Here is a 19,251-nt window from a genome sequence, read left to right as displayed (position 1 = left end):
GACGATCCTCGCTAAGAATGAAGCATGCCGGTATACATGAGGTCCCTGGAAACCGCAGTTCCGCCAACTATCCTCGTTCAGTCCCAAGCCCGCGACGTTTTCGCAGCTCAACCGGGCCTCACGCGGCTCGGGTCGCGTTTGGTCTCCACCTGTTTCGACTCAGCTGCCATTGACACCCGGTACACCGCCGTAGCGGAACTGAGCCTTGACGCACATCCGGAGAATCCGAAGTTTTTCGATCCCGCCAGCAACCGTGTCCTCAGCCCCAGCACCAAGGTGCGGAACGAGATCTTTGCGACCGAAGCGACCAAGCTGTTCATCGAGGCCGGGAAGGCAGCCGTCGCCGGTGCGCCAGGGCTCGGGTTGGAGGACATCACCCACGTCATCACAGTTTCCTGCACCGGGTTCTTCAACCCGGGCCCAGACTACAAGGTGGTCCGTGCCCTGGGACTTCAGCCTTCTGTCCAGCGCTACCACCTGGGATTCATGGGATGCTACGCCGCCTTCCCGGCCCTGCGCGCCGCCAGGCAGTTCTGCCTCTCGGACCCGGAAGCGGTGGTCTTGGTCATCTGCGCCGAACTTTGTTCACTGCATGTCAGGACTTCCAACGATCCGGACACGATCATGGGTTCTGCGATCTTCGGAGACGGAGCGGCGGCAACGATCGTCACGGCACGGGAGCCCGAAGGCCCGGAACCGGTCATCCGGCTGGACCACTTTGAAACCGTCCTCACGCCTGTAGGCGAAGAAGCCATGGCCTGGAACATCGGTGATGAAGGATTCGAAATGGTCCTCGGCACTTACGTTCCGCACATCATCGAGGAGCACATCACCGGAGCTCTCGAACCGCTGCTGGCCAAGGAACCCGGCCTCCCGGAGAAGCCCTACCGGGACATCACGCACTGGGCCATCCATCCCGGCGGCCGCAGCATTTTGGACAAGGTGGAGTCCAAGCTTGAATTGACTCCCGAGCAGCTCGTGCCTGCCCGCGAAACCTTGCGCGAATACGGCAATATGAGCAGCGCAACAGTCCTCTTCGTGCTCAAGCACATGCTCAACCGCCGCGCGGCCGAACGGGAAGAACGCATATGCTCCATGGCATTCGGCCCGGGCCTCACCGTGGAGACGGGGCTCTTTACGCTGGTCTCCCCCGACCTGTGAGCCCTTGGGGGCCGCTGCGGGAAAGGGACCCCCACGCCGTCGAGGACATGGACCGCCCTGACTGCGACCTGCAAAGGCTCAACCGAAGCTATGCCCGGTTTCCGGTGGTGAACTACCTGCTCTCGGGCTGGCGCCGGACTTATTTGGAGCGGCTGCGGCCGATCCTGGAAACACGCGGTTCGGCCACGGTGCTTGATGTGGGCTGCGGTGGTGGAGATGTTGCCCGCAGTCTGGCCCGTTGGGCAGCGAAGGACGGCTTTGAAATGCAGGTGACCGGCATAGACCCGGACGAACGGGCATACGGTTTCGCAGTCCAGGCCCCTGCCGTGAAAGGCGTCAGCTACCGGCGTGCCCATACCTCCGAACTGGTGGCCGAAGGGCTGGCATTCGACGTTGTCCTGTCCAACCACGTGCTTCATCACCTGAATCCGGAGCAACTGGCCGGCATGCTCCGTGATTCCGAAGCGCTGTCCTCCGGCATCGTCCTGCACAATGACCTCAAGCGCAGCAACCTCTCCTATGCACTGTTCGCCGCCGGCTTCTGGCCTCTGGGCCTGGGCTCCTTTATCTGCGGCGACGGGCTGATCTCCATCGCCCGGAGCTACACAGCCCCGGAACTGCGGAACGCAGCGCCGGCCCGGTGGACAGTGGAGGGCAACGGGCCCTGGCACCACTTCCTTGTGTATCGACGGGATGAACCACTGTGACGGCCGGGCCTGATGTGGTGGTGGTTGGCGCCGGCCCCGTCGGGTTGTTCACGGGCTTGCTGCTCCTTCAGCGCGGCCGGTCCGTGCGGATCCTTGAACGACGCGTCGGTAGGAGCAACCGTTCCCGGGCCATAGGGATCCATCCGCCGGCCTTGCGGGCACTGGATCGGGCCGGGATTGCGGAATCCCTGGTTGCCGCGGGGGTCCGGATCGATAGAGGCCTGGCGTACAGCAGGAGCAAACGGGTTGCCGAGCTGCCCTTCCGCAGTGATCCCGATTTTCCCTTCATCCTGGCAGTTCCGCAGCCCGTAACGGAGCGGACCTTGGAAGAAGCGGTCGCCGCACTGGACCCGGCCGCCGTCGTGCGTGGGGCAAGGGTCGTGGACGCCACGGACGACGGCGGTGGAGTCACCGTTGTTGCGAAGTCGCCGGAAGGCGCCGTGGAAATGCGGGCACGCCTTGTGGTGGCAGCCGATGGTGCCCACTCGTCCTTCCGTGAGCGGCTACTGCCGTGCCTTCATTCAAAGGGCTATCCGGACAGCTACCTGATGGGCGATTTCGCGGATGATACGGGACACGGCCCCGCAGCAGTCCTGTACCTGGAGCCCGACGGCATCGTCGAATCCTTTCCCTTGCCCGGCGGCGTCCGCCGATGGGTGGTGCGTCTGGGGTCCCCGGCCATCACTCCGACGGCGGATGGCCTGGCAACGCTGGTGGGGGCCAGGACAGGCGTGTTCCCGGATGAAAGTTCCAACAGCATGCTCAGTGCCTTTGACGTGCGGGCGCGCCTGGCTCCCCGCATGGTGCATGGCCGTATTGTCCTTCTGGGCGACGCGGCGCATGAGATCAGCCCGATCGGAGGCCAGGGGATGAACCTGGGATGGCTGGATGCAGCCGCTGTGGTGCCACTCATGGACGCGTCCATGGCTGGACAGGATGTGGGAGGCAGGCTCCGGCTCGTTGAGAAGGATCGGCGTCGTGCCGCGATAAGGGCCTCGCGCCAAGCCGGACTGAACATGGCCTTGGGAAGGCCGCTGCCGCCGGCCGTCATGACTGCCAGAAATGCAGCTTTTGCCCGCGCCTTGCAGCTGGGACCTGTCACCGAACTTGTGGAGCGCCGCTTCACCATGCGGTAGCGACAGGCCGTGCCGGGCGGGCTTGACCTTCGTCGGCCGCGTTCCGTTACTGCTCGGGCTGCGTGTAGTAGCAGTCGTAGGTGTCCTGGCTGGCGATGCGTCCATCGCGCAGTTCGAACACTGCGGTGCTCCGCGCACGGATCCTTTCGCCGGCATCCCAGTGCGGCAGGTCAAGCAGTAGCGTGGCGGACCAGTTCATTTCCAGCACCACGCGGTTTCCCTCGGTGGTGCTGCGCACAACCTCGAAGTGTTGGTCGGAGACAATTGATTTACTGTCGTCGGCCCCGGACAAAGTCTCTTGCAGCGTTCGTGTGGAACCGTTCTTGGATAAGGCGTGAGGCCACTCCGTCAAGGTGAAGTCCTCGGTGAGAAACGGCTCGATGTCGGCGGAGCCACCGCCTGCTTCGACAGTCCGCACGAAGCCCAGTACTACATCCAAAGGGTTGGTATCGCTGCTCATCGTCACGAGCCTATCCCACGTGCCCGTAAGCTCGACCCATGACCCATCTTTCCGATTCCGGTGCAACAGCCCCTGCCACTGATTTCACTCCTGTCCGGATCAGGGACGCCGTCCGCCGCATTCTGGACGCTGAGGCCATGCCACCAATCGTCCAGGCCGGCCACCCCGTTCTCCGGCAGCTGGCCGCTCCCTTCGATGGCCAGCTCGACGCGGCCGAACTTGGAGCTTTCATTGCCAGGATGCGTGAGGTCATGCACGCTGCACCCGGTGTTGGCCTTGCTGCGCCGCAACTCGGTATTCCCCTGAGGGTGGCTGTCCTGGAGGACCAATACACCATCGACCCGGCGTCGTCCGCTGCCCGGGACAGGGAGCCACTCGAGTTCCTTGCTGTACTGAACCCCCGCTATCGGTCCGTGGGGACGGAGACGGCTTCCTTCTATGAAGGGTGTTTGTCCGTCAGCGGGTACCAAGCCGTCGTCTCCAGGCACAGGCAGATCGAATTCACGTACCTGACACCGGAAGGGCAGCCGAACCGACAACGGCTCTCCGGCTGGCAGGCCAGGATCGCCCAGCATGAAACGGACCATCTGGACGGAACGTTGTACCTTGATCGGGCAGAGTTGCGTTCGCTATCCAGTAACGCCGAGCACTCTGCGCGTTGGGCGCAGCCGGGCATCGATGAAGCCAGGCATACCTTGGGGTTCCTGCCGGACCAGGACAACGGAACCCATGCTCCGTCAGCCCAGCGGTCAGGGTCTTAGCGGTCAGAGGCGGCTTGGCGGTCCGGGTCGCTTGCCGGAGAAGGACGGTTCTTCGGGGTAGGAAGGTACCGCGCCCACCACGCGAGGATGTGGTCAAACCGTTGCCTGCGGTGGTGCGGCGTACCGGACCGCGAGAGCTCGTGGTCCTCGCCGGGGAAGACCAGGAGTTCCGTATCAACCCCCTGGGCCTGAAGTTTGCCGAAATACCGCTGGCCCTGCTCCAGCGGGCAGCGGAGGTCGTTTTCGCTGTGGATGACCATGACGGGAGTTCTCACCTTCCCGACCACCGCCATGGGGCTTTGGGCAATCAACTGTTCTTCTGAGGTGCCCAGGTACTCCTGGCTGAAGTACCAACCGATGTCCGCCGAACCGGTGAAGCTCACTGGGTCCAGAAAACCGCGCTCCACGATCGCGCCCTTGAAGCGGTGGTCGTGCGCGATGGTCCATGCCGTGAGGTAACCGCCGTAGGATCCGCCCATGATGCCCAGGTGTTCGGCATCCAAAGCGGGAAATTCCTTCGTTGCTGCGTCCACGAAGGCCAGGACGTCCTGCATGTCCAAGCTGCCCAGGTGCGCGCGGATGGCCCGTCCGTGCGTCTGGCCGTAGCCTGCGGAGCCTCGTGGGTTGCACATCACAACTGCGTAACCCGCGGCCGCATACACCTGGGCCTCGTCGAAGAATGCGCCTGTGTACTGGGCGAAGGGTCCGCCGTGAATGTTCAGCAATACGGGATGGGGTCCCGGCCCGTCAGGGAGGACCACCCAGCCTTGCACGGGATAACCGTCAGCCGAGGTTGCCTCCACTTCCAGGGGCTCGGACAGTCGGGAGTTGTTGCGCAGTTCCGCCGAGAAGTCTGTCAGGTGACGCAACTCGTCCCGTTCCAGGGATGCCACGTCTCCAGCGGTAGACGCATCCGTGAAGGTGAGGGCGATTTCTCCGTTGGCGGCCATTGTTGCGCCAAGCACTACCCTCGCCCCGTGTACGAGGGGTTCGATGGGGCCGTCGGCCGGTACCCTGAGCAGTTCGACGGATCCGAGCGCCGTGTTCAGGACCAGGACGCTCTCTGCGCCTCCCTGCTCCAGCGGACCGGAAACATCCAGATGTTCACTGTCCGTAAGCGCACGTGCCTCTCCCCCGTCGGTCGGCATGACGTACAGGACTGAGTTGCGGGCTACGAAATCCAGGCCGGTTTCGCCCAGGTCCTGCGCGGTGAAGAAGATCCATTGACCGTTCATAGAAGGCTTGATCGCCGTGACAGTCCGTTTGGTGCCGTCTGCCGGCAACACCGGCTGCGGCTCCCCTCCCGCGGCGTTCAGGCGATAAATGGAGCGGACCAGATCGTCGTCGCGCCCTTCGTGCAATGACGCGACGAAATAGATGGACTCGCCGTGCGCCGAAAAGCACGGTGAGTCGTGATCGGCGTCCCCGAAGGTGAGCTGCTTGGAATAGGGAACGCCGGTGAACGTTCCCGGCGCCAACTCACGGGCAGCGCGCCCTGTCGGTTGGACTGCAGGCTCACCCCCAAGTTCCGGCACTTCCACCAGGAACAAGTGCTTCCGATGGTCGGCAAGGTAGCCGATGCCGTTGAGCCTGTATTGCTTGGCGCGGATAAGCCGCGCATCCTCACGTCCGGAGGTGACGCCGTCGACCGTTCCGTAGCGTCCCGCCTCCGGGACCCGGGCGGTGTAAACCACCCTGTGTGAATCCGGCGCCCAGGTGAAACTTTCGACGCCGGAGTGAACGTCGGTGATGCGCTGCGGTTCACCGCCGGCCGACTCCACGACGAAGAGCTGTGGTTTGCCGTCCGGTTCGCGCCGAAGGAACGCCAGGACGAGGCCGTCCGGAGAGAAAGCAGGTGCCGTGTCATGGAATCCCCGCGTAATGCGTCGCGGGTGTTTTGTGGTGTCCAGCGGAACCGTCCACAACTGTCCAACGTAGGCGTCGCCGTCGAAATCGGGCCTGCTGACTGACACCACGGCCCTTGACCCGTCCGGGTGGATCGCAGGGGCGGAGACGGAGTTCACCAAGGGCAGCTGTTCGGGTTTCACGTTGGTGAGCCTAGCCGTCCCCGGTCACGGGCGCGGGCCGGACACTCCGTCCCCGTAGGATTGGACCCATGCTTGAGGATGCCATCGCTGTGCTTCGTTGTCCTGTGTGCGGGGCGGGCTTCCAAACCGGCGTTGGGCAGGTGCGGGGTTTGCTCTGCGCCTCCGGCCACGCTTTCGACGCCGCCAAGCAGGGTTACTTCAACCTCCTGACCGGCAAGGGCACTGTGTTCGAAGCCGATACTGCGGACATGGTTTCGGCCCGGCAACGCTTCCTTGACGGCGGGCACTATGCGCCACTTTCCAACGCCGTGGCCGACCTTGCAGCACAGTTCCTCGATAGCCCCGACGCGCTGGTGCTCGATGCCGGGACCGGTACCGGCCATTACCTGCATGCCGTCCTTCAGAAACGGCCAGTGGACGCCATTGGCTTGGACATCTCCAAATTCGCCCTCAGGCGTGCTGCCCGGGTGAATCCGCAGGTTGCCAACATCGTCTGGGACATTTGGCGGCCGCTTCCCGTGGCTGACGGTTCCGTGGACGTCATCCTCGTGGTCTTTGCTCCACGCAATGCTGTCGAATTCGCCCGCGTCCTCCGCCCGGGAGGACGCCTGGTCATTGTCACCCCGCGGCAGGGGCACCTGGCCGAAGCTGCCGGGCGTACGGGCATGCTTTCCATCCAGCAGGACAAAGAGGAACGGCTCGCCGGCTCGCTCGGCGGTCACTTCAGCCTGGAACATTCCGAGGAGCTGGACATACCGCTCACTTTGGACCCAGGTACGTTGGCAGACCTTGCCTTCATGGGGCCCGCGGGACACCACCGCGACCCCGTGGAACTTGCCGGACAAGCACGCGCAGGCGGACCGGTATCCACCACCGCGAGGTTCAGCATCAGCGTCTTCACATTGGGCGACATGCCGTCCTGACGTGGGCCTCCGCCTCGGGCTAGGATGGAATAACAGCGCGATTGATTCCGTCTCCGGAGTCCGGGACCAAGGGGGAACCGATGTTCGAATGGCTCGGCGAGAACTGGTGGGCACTATGGCTCACCGTCTTCCTCGCTTTCGCAGTGGTGGAGATGCTCACCCTCGACCTCTTCTTCATCATGCTGGGCGGCGGCGCGCTTGCCGGCCTGATCGCCGACTTCGCCGGTGCTGATTTCTGGCTGCAGATCGTAATTTTCAGCGTCGTTTCCCTGCTGATGATCGCCTTCGTCCGCCCCGTTGCGCTGAAGCACCTCCGTAAAGGGCCCGCAGAACAACGGACAAACATTGACCGCCTTATTGGACAGTCCGCCGTCGTCATCGAAGCCGTCAACGGAACCAGCGGTTTGGTCAAGATCGGGGGCGACGTGTGGACTGCCCGCAGCACTTCGGGAACGCTCGATGCCGGCGCCACAGTTCAGGTGACCAAGATCGACGGCGCGACGGCGGTAGTGGCCTCCACTGCCGGAGACAGCCCGCACTGACTACGCACTTTTGCCGAGGGGCGGCCGTTGCCTGCCCCTCGTCGCCGCACCAAACCACTCAATTGGGGAATGAAGGAGATGTATGGACGGCCTGGGAGGAACAGCGGCAGCAATTGTGCTGATTGTTCTCGTTATTTTTGTCATCATCGTGTTGGTCCGTTCGGTGAGGATCATCCCGCAAGCGCGCGCCGGCGTCGTTGAAAGGCTCGGCAAGTACCAGCGGACGCTCAACCCGGGACTCACCATCCTGATTCCTTTTGTCGACCGGCTCCTGCCGCTGCTCGACCTCCGCGAACAAGTGGTCTCCTTCCCGCCGCAGCCGGTCATCACCGAAGACAACCTCGTGGTCTCCATCGACACCGTGGTCTATTTCCAGGTGACGGACCCTCGGGCTGCCACGTACGAGATCGCCAACTACATCCAGGCCGTGGAACAGCTCACCACCACAACGCTCCGTAACGTGGTGGGTGGGCTGAACCTTGAGGAAGCCCTGACTTCCCGTGACCAGATCAACGGCCAGCTCCGCGGAGTCCTGGACGAAGCCACGGGCCGCTGGGGCATCCGGGTCTCGCGGGTTGAGCTGAAGGCCATCGATCCGCCCCACTCCATCCAGGATTCGATGGAGAAGCAGATGCGGGCCGAACGTGACCGCCGCGCCGCAATCCTCACTGCGGAAGGCACCAAGCAGTCCCAGATCCTGACGGCCGAGGGTCAACGGCAGGCAGCAATCCTTGCGGCCGAAGGTGACGCCAAAGCGGCCATCCTGCGCGCCGACGGTGAAGCCCAAGCCATCCAGAAGGTCTTTGATGCCATTCACAAGGGAAACCCGGACCAGAAACTCCTGGCCTACCAGTACCTGCAGACCCTCCCGAAGCTGGCAGAGGGTACGTCCAACAAACTGTGGATCATTCCCAGCGAAGTGGGCGAGGCCCTCAAAGGCATCGGAGGCGCACTGGGTGGGGCCAACGGAGACTCCCCCGTCCAGGGGCTCTTTGACGGTTCGGGTGCGTCCAGCCAGCCGGAAACCGCTGAGCAGCGACGGCCTGCCGAGTAGCAGCTGAAGAAAGGGAGCAGCCGGTCAAGCGCCGGCTGCTCCTTTTTTTCTGCGCTGTGTTCGTTTCTGCTCTGTTGTTCGTTTCTGCGCTGGCTTCTTTTCGGCCCTGTGTTCGGGCAGCCCCCCAGCGCGGCGTATAATGAGATATTTGTCCGGCTGTTCAGCGCGGATGGAACATAAAAGCTTGGCCAGGCGTTGCAATATGTGATGCAAGGTGTGCAGAAGTAGTCCGCAGGCGAACGATGTGCCGGCCTGCGGCTAGCGCGGGGTTGACGGCCCTGCGAACAGACAGAGGGAGTAATCATGAGCGATCGCAGCTTGCGGGGCATGCGTCTTGGCGCCCAAAGCATGGAAACCGAATCCGGTGTAGAACCGGCACCGCGCCAGCGGGTCGAGTACCGTTGCGAGGACGGCGAGCAGGTCTTCGTGACTTTCTCCGCCGAGGCCGAGATTCCCCCTGTTTGGGTTTCCAAGACCGGCAAGGAAGCGTTGCTGGTGGACGGCGAACGTCCTGTCGATGCGAACGAGAAAGCCGTGCGTACCCACTGGGACATGTTGCTGGAACGCCGCAGCCTTCCTGAGCTGGAGCAGATTCTTGAGGATCGTTTGAACATCCTCCGCGAACGTCGCGGCGAGCGTCGTTCGGCGTAACCGAAGCCCACAGCAAAAAGTCCGGGTCTGGTTCCTTTCGGAACCGGACCCGGACTTTTTTGGTATCAGAAACTTCCGCCTACTTGGTGACGCCGGCTTTCTTTCCGGTGAGTTTCGCCCAGCGGGCAGCCAGGCCCCACTTGGTGACGTTGATCATGGCTTCCACCACGATGTTTCCGCTCATCTTCGAGGCGCCCAATTCACGCTCCACGAACGTAATGGGGCGCTCCTCAATGCGCAGGCCCAGCTTGGCCACACGCCACGCAAGGTCAACCTGGAATCCATAGCCGACCGACTCGACTTCATCCAGCTTCAGTGCCTCCAAAGTGGTCCGGCGGAAGGCCCGGTAGCCCCCGGTCACGTCCTTGATCTTCACTCCGAGCATTAGTCGGGCGTAGGTGCTGCCGATCCGCGAAATCGCCTGCCGGTACAGCGGCCAGTTGACGACGCTGCCGCCGGGAACCCATCGTGAACCCATGGCGAGGTCGGCGCCGTCCTTGACAGCATCCAACAGCAACGGCAACTGCTCAGGCTTATGGGAACCGTCGGCATCCATTTCCACCAACACGTCATAACCAGCCGCGAGGCCCCACTTGAAACCGGCGATGTAGGCAGCGCCCAAGCCTTCCTTGCCCTTGCGGTGCAGGACATGGACCTGGCTATCCTCGGCGGCGATGCCGTCCGCGAGTTGCCCCGTTCCGTCCGGGCTGTTGTCGTCCACCACGAGGACGTCGGATTCCGGAACTGCTGCACGCAGGCGGCCCAGTGTCTTCGGGAGCGATTCCAGCTCGTTGTAGGTGGGGATGATCGTCAGGACACGCAAGAAGAGGCCTTTCCTTGATGGAGCGGTCGGTGTGCCGGACCAGCGTTGGTGCTGGCGTTCTGGCGCAACTCTCCATTATAGGGTGACGGTTCTGAAGCTCCCTGCCTTTGTGGCGCCGCGCACATCACGGCACAGGGAACTGAACCAGGTTACGGGCAATCAGGCACGAAGGGACTCGTGGGCAAAGAGTTCCCGGCCTTCCCGCACCGTCTGGAGACACACAGGGTCGGTGCCAGCATCCAGTGCCGGAAGCAAGGGAGTACGCGCCCTCGGATCGGTGCTCCATGACTGCACACGGGTGTCCGCTACCTGAACCATGAGCTCCTCCACCTCCCATACCGCGAAGCTCGCGGGGGCGCCCGGGACCAGTTGCCCCATGAGCGGATTCCGGTGCTTGGTGGCACGCCAGCCCGCGCGGGTATGCCCCAGGAAGGCTGCCCTGGCCGATATCCGCTGTTCCGGGTTGCTGTGTTCCAGGCAGGCGCGGATGCTTGACCACGGGCGGAGCGGGGTTACCGGGCTGTCGCTGCCGAAGGCAATGGGTACCCCGTTGGCATAGAAGGAGGCGAAGGGGTTCATTGCCCGGCTGCGTTCACCCAGCCGCTGTTCGTACAGCCCGCCGTGCTTGCCCCATGCGGCATCGAAGCCAGGCTGAACGCTGACGGTAACGGAGTGCTTGGCGAGGCGTTCAATGGCGGCCGCATCTGCGAGTTCCACGTGTTCCAGGCGGTGGCCGGCTGCCCTGACGCGCTGCTCGCCGACCTCTGACGCGGCTGCATCCAAGGCATCCAGCACGGCGGCCAGTCCGGCATCACCAATGACATGGAATCCGCCTTGGATTCCCAACAATGAGCAAGCGGCAAGGTGTTGGGCGGCCTCTTCCACGGAAAGGTAGAGGTTTCCGCTGTTGCCTTCGGCGTCGGAGTAGTCAGCGCTCAAAGCCGCGGTCCGCGAACCAAGGGAGCCGTCCATGTTCAAGTCCCCGGCGAGGCCAAGCACCTCGGTGCCCAGGCTGTCCAGGATCTGCCGCCCCTCTTCAGCTGAGGTGGCCAGCTCACCCCAGTACGGCAGAACAAGGGGATGTACGCCGGAGGCGTTCCATGACGCTGCGAGCCGTAGGTCTTCCGGGCCGCAGATATGGGGTGCGGCCATCTCCGCCAGCGCGACGTAGCCGTTCTTCGCGGCCTCTGCCAGGGTCTTTTCCTGGTAGGTCCGGCGGGTGCCGTCATCGAATGTCCGCGCGTGGATCCTTGCAGCTGCGTGGGCCGTCCGCAGGACGTGTGCAGTGCCTTGGAAACCGTCGAGTCCGCGCAGTCCTGCCGCCTCTGCGAGGGAAGAGGACACCAACGCCGAGTGCACATCGATCCGGGACAAGTAAACCGACCTGCCACCCGATGCCCTGTCCAGTTCCTCAAGGGTGGGCAGGCTTCGGTCACCCCAGGTTGACTCATCCCAGCCATGTCCCAGAACCGGGCCGGTCCCGGGGGCCGCAGCGACCGCATCCAGGAGTTCCGGCGCTGAGCGCACCGAATCGAGCGCGAGCCCCTCGAGCGCAATTCCCGTCTCGGTCAAGTGCACATGCGAGTCCACGAATCCCGGGGCGAGCAGCGTTCCGTGGAGGTCTATGATCTCCATGTTTGCGTCGGCGATGGACGTCGCGGCCTGCTCTGAACCAACCCAGGCAACCGTGTCTCCATCCACCACCATGGCGGTGGCAAAGGGGTCGGCCGCCGTGTAGATGGAACCGTTGCGGTACAGGGTGACCTTGCGGTCGGGTGTGTTGCCGGCGGGCACGCCAAGCTGGTTCATTCGCTAAGCTCCTTGCTGTTCTGGCATTGCAGGGTGTTCTGGCACTGCAGGGTGTGTTCCGTGATGGCAGGCGTTTCGGGTTGCCTCAGGCAACAGTCGAGTACGCCACTACCCCGCGGCGGACCAGGTCTATGGACTCGCGGCAAATGCGTGCGAGCCGGGGGTCGAGCTGCGGAATCTTTGCCAGCTGGTCCAGCAGGTCCACTACCTGCTTTGCCCACCGGACAAAGTCTCCGGCTGCAAGGTCGGTCCCGCTGAGGACCTCCTGGAGGTGGCGCCCCTTGGCCCACTTGTACATCGGCCACATGAGGCCCAGCTCGGGCTCAGCGGTCAATGGCAGCCGGTTCTGTTCCTCCGTGTCTTCGAGCCTGGACCATTCGCGGATGACGATGTCTACTGCTGTTTCCAGCGAAACGGACGGCATCCGGGGCCGCAGGCCGCGGTCTTCACGCTTGGCCTGGTAGACAAGGGTGCTGGCCAGGGACGCGAGCTCGGCGGCATCGAGGTCGTTGATGGCACCCTGCCGGATCGATTGCGAAATGAGCAGGTCCTTCTCGCCGTAAATCCGGCGGAGACGTTGGCCGTCGGCACTGATGGTGACCCGGCCGTCGTCGTGCGTGTCCAGGTAACCGTAGGTCGACAGGACGTCGCACACGCGGTCGAAAGTCTTGGCGATCGTGTTGGTCCTGCCTTGGATCTGCCGTACCAGTCCGTCGGTTTCCTTCCGGAGTTTCCACCAGCGCTCGGACCATCTGGCATGGTCCTCACGGTCGCTGCATCCGTGGCACGGATGCGCCCTCAGGGCACGCCGGATTTCCGCAATCTTGCGTTCCTGGTCCTGTGCGCGCGAACCCAGGCCAAAGTCTTCGTGCCGGCTGTTGCGCCGCTGCCGCGAAGAGTCGCCGTTGACCGCGTTCCGCATGGAGGCGGCCAGGTCGCGGCGCGACTTGGGAACCTTGGCGTTGAACGACTTGGGGATCCGGATGCGCGTCACGGCAGACACCGGCGCGTCGATGTCATGGACGCCGAGCCGGCGCAATTGATTGTCCGCTGTCAGGACCGACGGACGCGGTTCGCGGGCGTTGGGGTCTACTTCCAGGACGACGGCGTAACCCGCCAGCCTGCCACCGGAGACGCTGATGACGTCCCCCGGAATGAGACGCGTCAGGGAATCGGACACCCTGGAACGTCGCGCGCGCTGGTGGTCGCGGGCCGCGTGCTGCTCGGCATCGCTCAGTTCGCGGCGAAGCTTCGAGTATTCGCTGAAGTCGCCCAGATGGCACTCCATGGCCTTCGCGTAGCCGGCCAGGGACTCTTCCCGCCCGCGGACCTGGCGGGCCAGCCCCACCACCGAGCGATCGGCCTGGAACTGCGCGAAGGACGATTCAAGAATTTCGCGCGCCCGGGCCCGGCCGAACTGGGCGATGAGGTTGATGCTCATGTTGTAGGTGGGCCGGAAGCTGGAGTTCAGCGGATAGGTACGCCGCGACGCGAGACCGGCCACCGCTGCGGGATCGGTGCCAGGTTGCCAAAGGACCACCGCGTGGCCCTCCACGTCGATCCCGCGGCGTCCGGCACGGCCTGTGAGTTGGGTGTACTCCCCCGCCGTGATGTTGACGTGCGCTTCGCCATTGAACTTCTCAAGCTTCTCCAACACAACGCAGCGGGCGGGCATGTTAACCCCCAGCGCCAGGGTCTCCGTCGCGAAGACAGCTTTGACAAGGCCGTCCGCGAAGAGCTTTTCCACCACTTCCTTGAAGGTGGGCAGCATGCCGGCGTGATGTGCGGCGAAACCCCGGATGAGGCCATCCCGCCAACCCCAGAAGCCCAGGACATCGAGGTCGTCGGCGGGGATTTCGTGGCTGGCTTCGTCAACGCGCTGGGCAATGATCTGCTGCTCACGTTCAGTGGTCAGCCAGAGCCCGGAAGCAGCACACTGGGCCACGGCGGCGTCACAGCCGGCCCGCGAAAAAATGAAAGTGATGGCGGGCAGGAGACCCTGGCGGTTCAGGCTGTCAATGACCTGGGGCCTGCTGGCCCGGCGGACAGGGCTGCGCTGTGCGGTCTGCCGGTCCTCACGCTGCCGGTCCTGGCGACGGCGGCTCCTCCCGCCGTGCGAGTAGCGGGCGTTCACATTCATCCGGCTCTCGGAACGGGCCATGGCAAGGAGGTCGGGATTGACCTCGAACTCAGGGCCGGTCACGGCGTGGCGGACGGTGGCTTCCACAGCACGCTTGGCCGACTTCCCGGAGACGGCCCTCGATTCCGACGGCGGGGTTTCCTCCGATTCGCCAAGGTCGGGAACTTCCGTATCCGGAAGGGCCGGAGCGATCTCATCGAAGGTGGTGTCCCCCGCGAAAAGGTCCACAATTTCGCGTCCCACCATCACGTGCTGCCACAACGGCACGGGACGGTGCTCGGACACGATGACGTCGGTATCGCCGCGCACCGTGTCCAGCCAGGCCCCGAACTCTTCGGCATTGGAGACCGTGGCGCTCAAGGAAGCCACCTGGACCTCGCTTGGAAGGTGGATGATTACTTCTTCCCACACGGCTCCGCGGAAACGGTCAGCCAAGTAGTGGACCTCGTCCATGACCACGAAGCCCAAGTCGCCCAGGGTTTCGGAATCGGCGTACAGCATGTTCCGCAGGACTTCGGTGGTCATGACCACCACGGGAGCATCACCGTTGATGGTGGTATCGCCCGTGAGCAACCCGACGTTGGGTGCTCCATACTTGGCGCTCAGTTCGGTGAACTTCTGGTTGCTCAGTGCCTTGATGGGCGTGGTGTAGAACGCCTTGAGCCCACGCTGGAGCGCCAAGTAGATGGCAAACTCGCCGACGATCGTTTTACCCGCACCGGTGGGAGCCGCAACCAGGACTCCCCGCCCTTCCTGGAGGGAACGGCACGCCTCGCGCTGGAAGTCATCCAGTTCAAAGTCGAGGGTGCGTGCGAAGGAGCCCAGGTAGGTCTTGGCTTCCGCTGTCCGGTTGGCGGCCGCACGGTAGCGGTCCGATGGCGATGGTGGGCCGGAAATCGAGGACATGCCTCAAGCCTAGTAGCCCGGTGTCTACAGATTCTCCAGATCGGTCGCCGGGGTGGCAATATCTGCCGTGGCTTCCGTCTCAGCAGCTCGCTTAATGGCCCGGCGTTCACGCCGGCGGTCGTTCCACAGGCAGACCCCGATGGCCGCAAAGAAGAGAAGAAGCATGGGAGCTGCGAGGTAGAACATGCTCATGGCGTCGGCTCCGGGAGCGGCCATGGCTGCGAACAGGCACACCAGGAAGATCGTGATTCGCCAGCTTTTGACCAGTTGCTTGCCTTTGACGATTCCCGCAAGGTTCAGGCCGACCAGGACCACCGGCACAAGGAAAGCGATTCCGAAGGCGAGCAGCAGCCGCAGGACGAAGGCCAAATAGATTTCGGCGCTGATGAAGTTCGAGGCACCGGACGGAGTGAAATCCGTGAGGACGCGCACCGCATTCGGCAAAACCAGCCATGCCAGCAACACGCCGCCAATGAACAGCGGAACGGCCGCTGCCACGAAGGACAACGCCAGGTTCCGTTCCTTCTTGTGCAAGCCGGGCACGATGAATGCCCATAGTTGATAGATCCAGACCGGGCTCGAAACGAGCACGCCGAGGAACACCGACACCTGGACCATGAGGTCAAAGGAGCTTGCCACGCCGTCGAAGTTGAGGGTGGCCGCGCGGCCCTCTTTCTCGTTGAGGTCCTTGATGGGCTTGATCAGGGCCTCGAGGAGGGGCTGGTAGATGATGAAGCCCACCACTGTGCCCAGAATGACGCCAATGGCTGCCTTGAAGAGCCGGTTCTTAAGCTCCTTCAAATGGTCAAGCAGCGCCATCCTGGCTTCGGGATTGGCTTTGCGCCCCTTCGTCTGTACCACTTCTCTTTAGACGCGGTTGGAGGGCGGAACGTCCGTTTCGCCGTTGTTCTTTGCCTTTGCGTCCGGGTGGTCCACAACCCTGCCTTCGACGGCGTCGGAAGAAGCCTGAGTGTCCTTCGTTTCGGATGCACCGTCCTTCTTCATCTCCCGGACCTCGGACTTGAAAATGCGCATCGACTGTCCGATGCTGCGTGCCATGGAGGGCAGCTTGGGCGCGGCAAAAAGCACCAGGGCCAAGACGATGATGATGATGAGATGCCAGCCTTCAAGCCTCATGTGTGGAGGTCCTTTCCTTTTGGATACATCCTACGTCTATCTGAATTCTATGTCGTGCAAGGACTGGGGTTGCCCACGATCGGCTTTGCGCTGGACGCGCTTGAGGCGGCGAATTTCCCGCCGGGCGGCCTTGGCCGTCACGTAATCATGACGCATCTGTTCCGGGGAGGCAAAAACCGCGGACCCCGGTGCAGGCCGTTCCCCGGTCGCTTCCGCTGCCGACACCAAAGTGTTGCTTTCTGTTGTTTTCGGCAGCGTACCGAAGCGCCTTCCGGCCTCCCCCAATTCGCGGACGGTGGCCATGAACTTCCGGAACAAGCGGTACCCCAACGTCAGATGAAGCAGTAGGGACAGCGCTATCAGAGCAATCCACAAAAGGATCCAAAACCACCAAGGCATCTGAGTATTCTAGCCAACTTCCCGGGATTGCACCGACGAAGGACCGCTGTACTGCCTCAGGGCCGCCAGAAGCCAGGCCTGGGCCTCGTCCCTGAGCTGCAGGGGATCGATGATCCGTGCCGATCCCCCATGCTGGGCCACGAGCATGGGCAACCAGTCCGTGCTGCCGAACCTGACCTCGGCGAGCAAACCGCCGTAGGGCATTGGTGCCGTGCGTTCGGCGTAGTAGTCATCGGCCAGGCCGGCTCCTTGGCGGGTCAGCTGGAGCACCACCACCGCGTCGTCGTCGCCCGGAGTAAAAAGCCTGGCCGGGACGTCGGTCTCCGGTGTGCTTGCCATTGAAACAGGCCGGCCGTTGGGCTCGAGCGATTCAATCCGATCCAGCCGGAAGTTCCTGATCCCGGACTTGCTATGGCAATACGCCTCGAAATACCACGTGTTGTCCATGGAAAAGAGCCTCAGCGGGTCCACATCGCGTTCGCTGACCTCGTCGCGTTGCGGGGACAGATACCTCAAGCGCAGTTGGCTGCCGTCCCGCAAGGCCTGCGAAATGGCGGCAAATGCCTGGGATTGCTGCGGGGCAACGGACGCCCCGGCCACCGAACCGGCCAGCCTCGCTGCGTCCCCGGCTGCGCCGGCAAGCTTGATGGTCACCGATTCCAAGGCGCTCCCGGCGTCACCGTCCGGCAGTCCCGCCAGCGCAGGGAGGTCGCCCAACATGGCCAGGCCGGTCAGCAGCGCTGCTGCTTCTTCCTCGCTGAAACGGACCGGGCGGCTCAAGTCCAGGTGTTCGGTGATGTAGACATGGTCGTTCTCCCATTGGATGTCCAACAAATCGTCGGGGTACCCCTCGGGAAGTCCCGAACAGATGAGGATCTTCAGGTCGTCGATGAGGGCCTTCCGCGTGATCCCGAAGTGGTCCGCCACCTCCTGGATATGCAGTCCCTGATGGTGGACCAGGAAAGGAACGAGCTGCAGCATCCTGGCCAGTTGATCCTCGGATGTCCGCTTGCGGGCCCGTGTGGCGGGCGCAGCGTCCGGGAAGGACACCGGAACCGGCGGGGCGGCGTTGAAGGCCGCTGCTGCTTCCAGCCGACGCACGACGGCGGTGCGCAGGTCTGCAGGCTCCCTCACCGCCACGTGGGGGCCGTAGGAGGCGAGTTCCTCGGCGAATTGTTCCGGGTCGCGGAAGGGCACCGACAACAGGTCCCGTCCGATGCCTGCGCCCTCGGTGACGGCCGTGGCGCGGTGGCGCAGGGCGAGGACCCGGCCGGGCTTGACGTCGAGCGTGGCCGTCCGCAGGGGAAGTTCGCGCAGGGAATCCAATTCGGCCCGGGCGTCAAAGCCAGCCGGCGGGTCAAAGGAACGGTTGGTGAGGACGGTGACCGCCGTGGTCATCCTGGAGAGCCGGTAAAACCGCTTGGCTCCGCGGCCCAGGTCGAACCCCACGAGGTACCACTGGCCGAACCGGCTGCCGAGTCCCCACGGTTCGACGTCGCGGGTTTCTTCCCTGTTCGTGCTTCCTGCCAGGTAGCCGAAGCGGATGGGGTGCCTGCCATGCATGGCCGCAACGACGTCGTCGAAGGCCTGTCCCGCGGGCTTGATCCGCGGCTGTACGCCCGCAGGGAGTTCTGCTTCGCTAAAGCCTCCTGCCGCATGGAGCTTCCGCACGGCATCTGCGGCCGCCTTGCCCAGTGCCGCCCTCTCCCAGAGCTGGGCCGCGAGGAGGAGGACCGTTCCCTCCGCAGGTGTCAGGTGCACGTCGGGGAGCCTGTTGGAGTCCTTGCCGATCCGGTACCGGGTGGAGGCGGGATCGTCATTGCCGAATCCGGTGTCCATCAGGGTCTCGATCTCGAAGCCGAACTGCTTGAGGTCCACCTTGTCGCGTTCAAACATGCGGCCGAAGGCTGCGTCATTGTCTGCGGCGCCCCGGTACACCTTCTCCCTCAGGACGGCGCGGCTCAACCCCACCTTGGTATTGAGCAGGGCCAGGAGCAGGTTCAGGAGGCGTTCAGTACGGGATGCGGACACGGTTGCTACGTTACTAAAGTCGCGGCTTAAAACCGCAAGGGCGCGTCACCGCCGGTTGAGCCGGAGGTGACGCGCCCTTGCAGGAAGCAGCGCCTAGCGGACTGCTACGAGGTCAACAACAAAGATGAGGGCCTCGTTGGGCTTGATGGCTCCACCGGCGCCGCGGGAGCCGTAAGCCAGCTCGGAGGGAATCTCCAAACGGCGGCGGCCGCCGACCTTCATGCCGAGCAGGCCCTGGTCCCAGCCCTGGATAACCTGGCCCACGCCAACGCGGAAGTCCAGCGGAGCGCCGCGGCCCCAGGAAGCGTCGAATTCTTCGCCCGTCGACCAAGCAACGCCTACGTAGTGGGTTGACACGGTGTCGCCGGCCTTCGCCTCGGCGCCGGTGCCCTCAATGAGGTCGGTGATGCGCAGCTCGGTGGGTACATCGCCTTCCGGGAACTCAATCTCCGGCTTGGTGCGGTCGTAATCGCGCTGTCCAAATGACATGGTTGCTCCTCTGAATGTGTGGGGTGTCAGGTTCAAGCCTAAGCCAGGTGTCCGGCGAAGTGCCCGGCAGGCTC

18 protein-coding genes are annotated in these 19,251 nt (G+C 63.6%); 8 read left to right on the top strand and 10 right to left on the bottom strand.

All coding sequences use genetic code 11. The features are described from left to right. The first annotated feature begins 24 nt into the window (after nucleotides 1-24). Genes AUR_RS01425 through AUR_RS01415 form a run of 3 tightly spaced genes read left to right on the top strand, consistent with a single transcriptional unit; the run spans nucleotide 25 to nucleotide 3,004 of the window. Complete coding sequence (locus AUR_RS01425; RefSeq protein WP_021470513.1) at nucleotides 25-1,161, top strand: type III polyketide synthase; 1,137 nt, start codon at nucleotides 25-27, stop codon at nucleotides 1,159-1,161. Beyond that, on the top strand, nucleotides 1,158-1,868 hold the full coding sequence (locus AUR_RS01420; RefSeq protein WP_021470512.1) for a class I SAM-dependent methyltransferase: 711 nt from the start codon (nucleotides 1,158-1,160) through the stop codon (nucleotides 1,866-1,868). The genes AUR_RS01425 and AUR_RS01420 overlap by 4 nt, the downstream gene beginning before the upstream one ends. After that, the gene (locus tag AUR_RS01415) at nucleotides 1,865-3,004 is read left to right on the top strand and encodes an FAD-dependent oxidoreductase (protein WP_128397027.1); all 1,140 of its coding nucleotides are present in this window, start codon (nucleotides 1,865-1,867) and stop codon (nucleotides 3,002-3,004) included. The genes AUR_RS01420 and AUR_RS01415 overlap by 4 nt, the downstream gene beginning before the upstream one ends. A 46-nt stretch (nucleotides 3,005-3,050) precedes the next feature. Here the strand turns inward: AUR_RS01415 and AUR_RS01410 are convergent, their stop codons facing one another. After that, entirely contained in the window at nucleotides 3,051-3,464 is a 414-nt protein-coding gene (locus AUR_RS01410) for a nuclear transport factor 2 family protein (RefSeq protein WP_062096893.1), read from the bottom strand. Between the two features lie 38 nt (nucleotides 3,465-3,502). Here AUR_RS01410 and AUR_RS01405 point away from each other — a divergent pair, with 38 nt between their 5' ends. Beyond that, a complete protein-coding gene (locus tag AUR_RS01405) occupies nucleotides 3,503-4,225 on the top strand; it encodes a peptide deformylase (RefSeq protein ID WP_062096892.1) in 723 nt (240 codons plus the stop codon). On the opposite strand, the gene AUR_RS01400 is transcribed toward AUR_RS01405, so the two are convergent. Then, a complete protein-coding gene (locus AUR_RS01400) occupies nucleotides 4,222-6,273 on the bottom strand; it encodes a S9 family peptidase (protein WP_062096891.1) in 2,052 nt (683 codons plus the stop codon). The genes AUR_RS01405 and AUR_RS01400 overlap by 4 nt on opposite strands. A gap of 68 nt (nucleotides 6,274-6,341) precedes the next feature. Between AUR_RS01400 and AUR_RS01395 the strand changes: the two genes are divergently transcribed. The 4 genes from AUR_RS01395 to AUR_RS01380 all read left to right on the top strand — a co-directional run bounded on the left by AUR_RS01395 (nucleotide 6,342) and on the right by AUR_RS01380 (nucleotide 9,443). After that, nucleotides 6,342-7,196 (top strand): methyltransferase domain-containing protein, encoded by an 855-nt coding sequence (locus tag AUR_RS01395; protein WP_062096890.1) that lies wholly within the window; start codon nucleotides 6,342-6,344, stop codon nucleotides 7,194-7,196. A gap of 80 nt (nucleotides 7,197-7,276) precedes the next feature. Continuing rightward, entirely contained in the window at nucleotides 7,277-7,738 is a 462-nt protein-coding gene (locus AUR_RS01390) for an NfeD family protein (RefSeq protein WP_031215946.1), read from the top strand. A gap of 82 nt (nucleotides 7,739-7,820) precedes the next feature. Next, nucleotides 7,821-8,792 carry an SPFH domain-containing protein gene (locus AUR_RS01385; RefSeq protein WP_062096889.1) on the top strand — a complete coding sequence of 324 codons (972 nt, stop codon included), beginning with the start codon at nucleotides 7,821-7,823 and terminating at the stop codon, nucleotides 8,790-8,792. A gap of 303 nt (nucleotides 8,793-9,095) precedes the next feature. Further along, a complete protein-coding gene (locus tag AUR_RS01380) occupies nucleotides 9,096-9,443 on the top strand; it encodes an RNA polymerase-binding protein RbpA (RefSeq protein WP_021470504.1) in 348 nt (115 codons plus the stop codon). Nucleotides 9,444-9,522: 79 nt separating this feature from the next. Here the strand turns inward: AUR_RS01380 and AUR_RS01375 are convergent, their stop codons facing one another. The 8 genes from AUR_RS01375 to AUR_RS01340 all read right to left on the bottom strand — a co-directional run bounded on the left by AUR_RS01375 (nucleotide 9,523) and on the right by AUR_RS01340 (nucleotide 19,177). Beyond that, the gene (locus AUR_RS01375; protein WP_021470503.1) at nucleotides 9,523-10,266 is read right to left on the bottom strand and encodes a polyprenol monophosphomannose synthase; all 744 of its coding nucleotides are present in this window, start codon (nucleotides 10,264-10,266) and stop codon (nucleotides 9,523-9,525) included. 159 nt (nucleotides 10,267-10,425) lie between these two features. Next, a complete protein-coding gene (locus tag AUR_RS01370; RefSeq protein ID WP_062096888.1) occupies nucleotides 10,426-12,075 on the bottom strand; it encodes an amidohydrolase in 1,650 nt (549 codons plus the stop codon). 85 nt (nucleotides 12,076-12,160) lie between these two features. Further along, nucleotides 12,161-15,121, bottom strand: coding sequence for a DEAD/DEAH box helicase (locus tag AUR_RS01365; protein ID WP_062096887.1), 2,961 nt, complete (start codon nucleotides 15,119-15,121; stop codon nucleotides 12,161-12,163). A gap of 24 nt (nucleotides 15,122-15,145) precedes the next feature. Beyond that, nucleotides 15,146-15,982 (bottom strand): twin-arginine translocase subunit TatC, encoded by an 837-nt coding sequence (gene tatC / locus AUR_RS01360; RefSeq protein ID WP_043426327.1) that lies wholly within the window; start codon nucleotides 15,980-15,982, stop codon nucleotides 15,146-15,148. Between the two features lie 6 nt (nucleotides 15,983-15,988). Further along, nucleotides 15,989-16,258: a Sec-independent protein translocase subunit TatA gene (gene tatA / locus AUR_RS01355; protein ID WP_021470499.1), complete on the bottom strand. Its 270-nt coding sequence runs from the start codon at nucleotides 16,256-16,258 to the stop codon at nucleotides 15,989-15,991. Between the two features lie 36 nt (nucleotides 16,259-16,294). Continuing rightward, a complete protein-coding gene (locus tag AUR_RS20455; protein WP_021470498.1) occupies nucleotides 16,295-16,657 on the bottom strand; it encodes a hypothetical protein in 363 nt (120 codons plus the stop codon). A 9-nt stretch (nucleotides 16,658-16,666) separates the two neighbouring features. Further along, nucleotides 16,667-18,688, bottom strand: a complete 2,022-nt coding sequence (locus AUR_RS01345; RefSeq protein WP_062159999.1) for a helix-turn-helix transcriptional regulator — start codon at nucleotides 18,686-18,688, stop codon at nucleotides 16,667-16,669. 93 nt (nucleotides 18,689-18,781) lie between these two features. Further along, complete coding sequence (locus tag AUR_RS01340; protein WP_021470496.1) at nucleotides 18,782-19,177, bottom strand: FKBP-type peptidyl-prolyl cis-trans isomerase; 396 nt, start codon at nucleotides 19,175-19,177, stop codon at nucleotides 18,782-18,784. Between the last annotated feature and the right edge of the window lie 74 nt (nucleotides 19,178-19,251).

The organism is Paenarthrobacter ureafaciens, assembly GCF_004028095.1.
Taxonomy (GTDB): Bacteria; Actinomycetota; Actinomycetes; order Actinomycetales; family Micrococcaceae; genus Arthrobacter; species Arthrobacter ureafaciens.
This window is presented reverse-complemented; position numbering and strand designations above follow the sequence as displayed.

What these genes read in the sequence shown, in the direction of transcription:
- AUR_RS01425 (WP_021470513.1), top strand. Translation starts at nt 25, where the DNA reads ATGCCGGTATACATGAGGTCCCTGGAAACCGCAGTTCCGCCAACTATC.
- AUR_RS01410 (WP_062096893.1), bottom strand. Translation starts at nt 3,464, where the DNA reads ATGAGCAGCGATACCAACCCTTTGGATGTAGTACTGGGCTTCGTGCGG.
- AUR_RS01405 (WP_062096892.1), top strand. Translation starts at nt 3,503, where the DNA reads ATGACCCATCTTTCCGATTCCGGTGCAACAGCCCCTGCCACTGATTTC.
- AUR_RS01395 (WP_062096890.1), top strand. Translation starts at nt 6,342, where the DNA reads ATGCTTGAGGATGCCATCGCTGTGCTTCGTTGTCCTGTGTGCGGGGCG.
- AUR_RS01390 (WP_031215946.1), top strand. Translation starts at nt 7,277, where the DNA reads ATGTTCGAATGGCTCGGCGAGAACTGGTGGGCACTATGGCTCACCGTC.
- AUR_RS01385 (WP_062096889.1), top strand. Translation starts at nt 7,821, where the DNA reads ATGGACGGCCTGGGAGGAACAGCGGCAGCAATTGTGCTGATTGTTCTC.
- AUR_RS01380 (WP_021470504.1), top strand. Translation starts at nt 9,096, where the DNA reads ATGAGCGATCGCAGCTTGCGGGGCATGCGTCTTGGCGCCCAAAGCATG.
- AUR_RS01370 (WP_062096888.1), bottom strand. Translation starts at nt 12,075, where the DNA reads ATGAACCAGCTTGGCGTGCCCGCCGGCAACACACCCGACCGCAAGGTC.
- AUR_RS01365 (WP_062096887.1), bottom strand. Translation starts at nt 15,121, where the DNA reads ATGTCCTCGATTTCCGGCCCACCATCGCCATCGGACCGCTACCGTGCG.
- tatA (WP_021470499.1), bottom strand. Translation starts at nt 16,258, where the DNA reads ATGAGGCTTGAAGGCTGGCATCTCATCATCATCATCGTCTTGGCCCTG.
- AUR_RS20455 (WP_021470498.1), bottom strand. Translation starts at nt 16,657, where the DNA reads ATGCCTTGGTGGTTTTGGATCCTTTTGTGGATTGCTCTGATAGCGCTG.
- AUR_RS01340 (WP_021470496.1), bottom strand. Translation starts at nt 19,177, where the DNA reads ATGTCATTTGGACAGCGCGATTACGACCGCACCAAGCCGGAGATTGAG.